The organism is Streptomyces sp. NPDC001858, from assembly GCF_053594615.1.
Genome location: NZ_JBSFEV010000103.1, coordinates 1 through 3,305, shown reverse-complemented (window position 1 = coordinate 3,305; position 3,305 = coordinate 1). Strand labels below are relative to the sequence as shown.

Here is a 3,305-nt window from a genome sequence, read left to right as displayed (position 1 = left end):
CACTCTGCATTCGTCAGATCCCCACGGCCCATACAGCCAGCCTGGCCCCCAACATCCCACTCACGTCAGGAGATCCGAGAAACAGCGCCTAGGGCTGCTGACAGCTGCCGCCGTGAAAGATGGTCATACCGCCTCCTTCCCTGGTCTCCCCAGGAGGAGAGGTGTGAGTATCTACGGCAGTCACGCCACTGCCGTGGCCCGCCACGCGGCGGTGACACATCCTTCCTCCCAGTGCCACCACCCCATGGACTCTCCATGCTCCAAGAGCTTCCGAATCCGAACCAGGTCCGCATCTGGTGGCACGTCGAGCGCTACCATCCGGAACTGCTCGATCCCCTCGCCGGTCATGCCGAGCCGGTGAAAGGCCTCCAGTACGGTCTGCCGAGCGGCACCTGAGCCGCCGTCCTTCAGGACGATCAACCGGATGGTGCAGTTCTCGGAAGCCCGCACTGTCTCGCCAGCCCAGTGGACGCCTTCATCGTCGATCTCCACCCGGATGACGTCGTCGCTGGCGACTCCGCGTACGAACCAGGGGATGTTGTCCAACCGCACGCTTCCGTCGCCGAGGTCCACCGCCCACAGGCTCTCCACGCTCGCCGGCGGCCAGCCGTCCTCGTCCACCTCCAGGCGGAAGTGCACCTTCACGTGGTCGTCCCTGATGCTCGTCACCGCGCCATCATCCACGCCGTATCCACGGGCTCGGACCTGGGAATGTGCCTTGAGCAGGTCACCGAATCCGGACGGTGGCGCAGGTGAACGTTGTGTCCTGGAGTAGCGCCGGAGTGATGGCGACGCTGGTCAGGTGTTCTGCCAGGACGAACGCTGCCGGTGCGGACAGATCCGTTTCCGGAATCTCCTTATCGAGGTGGAAGCCGATCCGCTCCATGACGCCGAGGAGTTCGTCGGGTTCGGTGCCCCATCGGTCCTCCGGGAACATGGGGTCGAAGCACAGGCGCAGGACCTGGTCCTCTGCCCAGAGGAACGTGCCAACACCGTTGGCGTTGACGAAGTGGGAGACCCAGCTCGCTCCGGCGGAGGCCGGCAGCACTCGGGCTTCCGTAACCCCGAGGTACCCGTTCGGCTCGATCAGCAGCGTCCAGGACCCCACCGCCGTCATGGCGATCAGCTGACGGTCTCCCTCCTCCAGGTCGTACTGCGCGAAGGCGGCGTCGACGACTGCGGATATCCCTCGCAGGGGCACCTCCGGTCGTCCTTCGAGCCGGGACACCAGCTCAGTCGGCGACAGCCCCCGGACCAACGTGAAGCAGTACGCTTCGGCGATGTCTGGAAAATCGTTCTCGAACCACGCGTAGTCCGCTCCGGTCTTCGTCATGCCGCACATCCTCGCCCCTGCGTCTGACAGCGGAGAGGGGGTCGGCCGCCAGCAGGGTGGGAAACGATCTCTGCCGGATTGGGAAGCGATCTTCAAGTGCTTCTGGCATGCCTGGTCAGCGGTACTCGTGAACACCCCCTGTTTCTCCTCAAACGCCACGGCTCCCCGGCCCAGTTGAGGAAAGCCGGCAAGCGACGGCTGATATCCCTGCTGCGGTCCAAGGCGCCGCGCATAGCCGAACGGCTCGTCACAGACATCTTCGACGCACTCGACGAGCAGAGCATCGTCGTTGCGGGCACCGACGCTGCCGCACTGATTGTCCCCAGCCTCACCGCCTCGCTCAGCGCCGTGCTCGACCAGCGTCAACTCCTTGCCGCGCTGATCGAGAAACTGTTGCAGGTGCACCCTCTAATGCAGTGCGTACGTGCTTCCGCGCCCCACTTGTTGAGGCGGGTCTGGAACGCGTGGAGCGCATCCTCAGTTCCTTGTCATCGACACCGAGCGGCAGGACTGGGCGCGCGGCTGGGCGAAGCTGAAGGCGTTTACGGAGCGTGAGCATCACGCCCGCGTGCCGTACGGACACCGAGAGGGCGCGACACCGCTTGGGCAGTGGGTGGCAGAGCGACGAAGGGCCGATGGGGCGGGGCAGATGACCTGGGCTGCGGGCCCGGCGGCTGGAGCAGCTCGGCATGGTGTGGTCCGTCCCGGATGAGCGCTGTCGACGGTCATGCGATTCCCTACCCCGGGCGGGTTCGGCGTCAGCTGACTCCCCATCCTCTTCCTCGCGGTCATGTCTCCCCATGGGGGCGGCGGTCGCGAACGGCGCTATGGAATGGCGGCTGCTGCTTTGGGGGCGGCCAGCCACAGGCCGACTTCCACGAGGGCCCAGCCGAGACGGGTACGGAGGTCCCGGGGGTGCCGGGCCGCTGCGGCGAGACGGTACGCGTCGGCCTCGGCGCGGAGCTCGGCGGCGTGGACGTGGTGCAGGGCAAGATGGGTCTCGGGGTGCATCGGGCTGTGGCCTTTCACTCCGTGGTGAGAGGGAACGCGTGTGTATGGATGCGTACCTGGGCGGTGTTGGCGTCGTCCTCGTCGACGGCCCGGTCGCGGTAGGTGTCGACGAGCGCGTGCATCTTCTCGACGAGTTCCTGCGTCAGTTCGGGTGTGAGCCGCAGCGTCGCGCTGCTCATGTCCCAGGTGCGATTCCACTCCTGCGGCCATGTCCGGCGGTTGCCGAGCCAGGTCGACAGGTCCCGGGTCTGGGTGCCGGCGACCTCGTGGAGATACATGTCGGCGGCCCCGCGCACATCCGGGCTGGCGTCCGTGAGCAGCGCGTCGTCGAAGCGCAGACCCTTGTGGACCGCCTTCCACCACCGCTCCCGGCCCTTGCCGCGCTCGGGGGCGTCCTCGATGAAGCCGTGAACGGCGAGCTGCCGCAGGTGGTAGCTGGTCGCACCACTTGACTCGCCCAGCTTTCCGGCGAGTTGGGACGCGGTGGCCGGGCCGCCGAAGCGCAGGGCGTCCAGCAGCTGCATGCGCAGCGGGTGCGCGAGCCCGCGCAGAGATCGGGCATCGAGATTGCGGACGTGCGAGTCCTGGGGCTCGTTCATGCTTACAAAGATAGCGATGCAAAGGAATGCTTGCAATGGAATCTTTGCATCGAGTCTCTGGGGGCGACCGCGCTCCGCAGAAGGCGCGCCACAGCCGCCGGATTCTCAGCAGATGGGGCGGTTTTATATATGCGGCATCTGTTCGAATCCTCCTCCTGATTGGCCATGAGGGCGGCGGAGTTCGGGATCGACGGGCAGCGCGGACGCCTGGAGCAGCCCGGCGTCACGCCTCCGGCCCCGGAGCTCCCGAAGCGTCCACGACGCCCTTCGGGGCCTTCGAGCGGCGCATGGCGGCCCCAGGCGCAGCACAAAGCCCGCACCAGCCCCCTGGCCGTCCCCGGCACTTCGCGGCGGGCGGCGTC

At 66.8% G+C, this 3,305-nt stretch carries 5 protein-coding genes and 1 pseudogene; 2 read left to right on the top strand and 4 right to left on the bottom strand.

Features of this window, described 5'->3' with window-relative positions:
* Positions 1-180: 180 nt before the first annotated feature.
* Together ACWCPF_RS45285 and ACWCPF_RS45280 are read right to left on the bottom strand one after the other, a co-directional pair.
* Positions 181-669: a DUF4265 domain-containing protein gene (locus ACWCPF_RS45285; RefSeq protein WP_451051005.1), complete on the bottom strand. Its 489-nt coding sequence runs from the start codon at positions 667-669 to the stop codon at positions 181-183.
* Positions 670-727: 58 nt separating this feature from the next.
* Positions 728-1,333 carry a DUF6461 domain-containing protein gene (locus ACWCPF_RS45280; RefSeq protein WP_451051004.1) on the bottom strand — a complete coding sequence of 202 codons (606 nt, stop codon included), beginning with the start codon at positions 1,331-1,333 and terminating at the stop codon, positions 728-730.
* A gap of 141 nt (positions 1,334-1,474) precedes the next feature.
* Here ACWCPF_RS45280 and ACWCPF_RS45275 point away from each other — a divergent pair.
* Both ACWCPF_RS45275 and ACWCPF_RS45270 read left to right on the top strand, forming a co-directional pair.
* A pseudogene (locus tag ACWCPF_RS45275) lies at positions 1,475-1,744 on the top strand (IS110 family transposase); the annotation flags it as partial.
* Between the two features lie 79 nt (positions 1,745-1,823).
* The gene (locus ACWCPF_RS45270; RefSeq protein WP_451051006.1) at positions 1,824-2,045 is read left to right on the top strand and encodes a helicase associated domain-containing protein; all 222 of its coding nucleotides are present in this window, start codon (positions 1,824-1,826) and stop codon (positions 2,043-2,045) included.
* Positions 2,046-2,158: 113 nt separating this feature from the next.
* Here ACWCPF_RS45270 and ACWCPF_RS45265 read toward each other — a convergent pair whose 3' ends face one another.
* Both ACWCPF_RS45265 and ACWCPF_RS45260 read right to left on the bottom strand, forming a co-directional pair.
* Positions 2,159-2,344: a hypothetical protein gene (locus ACWCPF_RS45265; protein ID WP_451051003.1), complete on the bottom strand. Its 186-nt coding sequence runs from the start codon at positions 2,342-2,344 to the stop codon at positions 2,159-2,161.
* Positions 2,345-2,358: 14 nt separating this feature from the next.
* The gene (locus tag ACWCPF_RS45260; protein ID WP_451051002.1) at positions 2,359-2,943 is read right to left on the bottom strand and encodes an ArsR/SmtB family transcription factor; all 585 of its coding nucleotides are present in this window, start codon (positions 2,941-2,943) and stop codon (positions 2,359-2,361) included.
* Between the last annotated feature and the right edge of the window lie 362 nt (positions 2,944-3,305).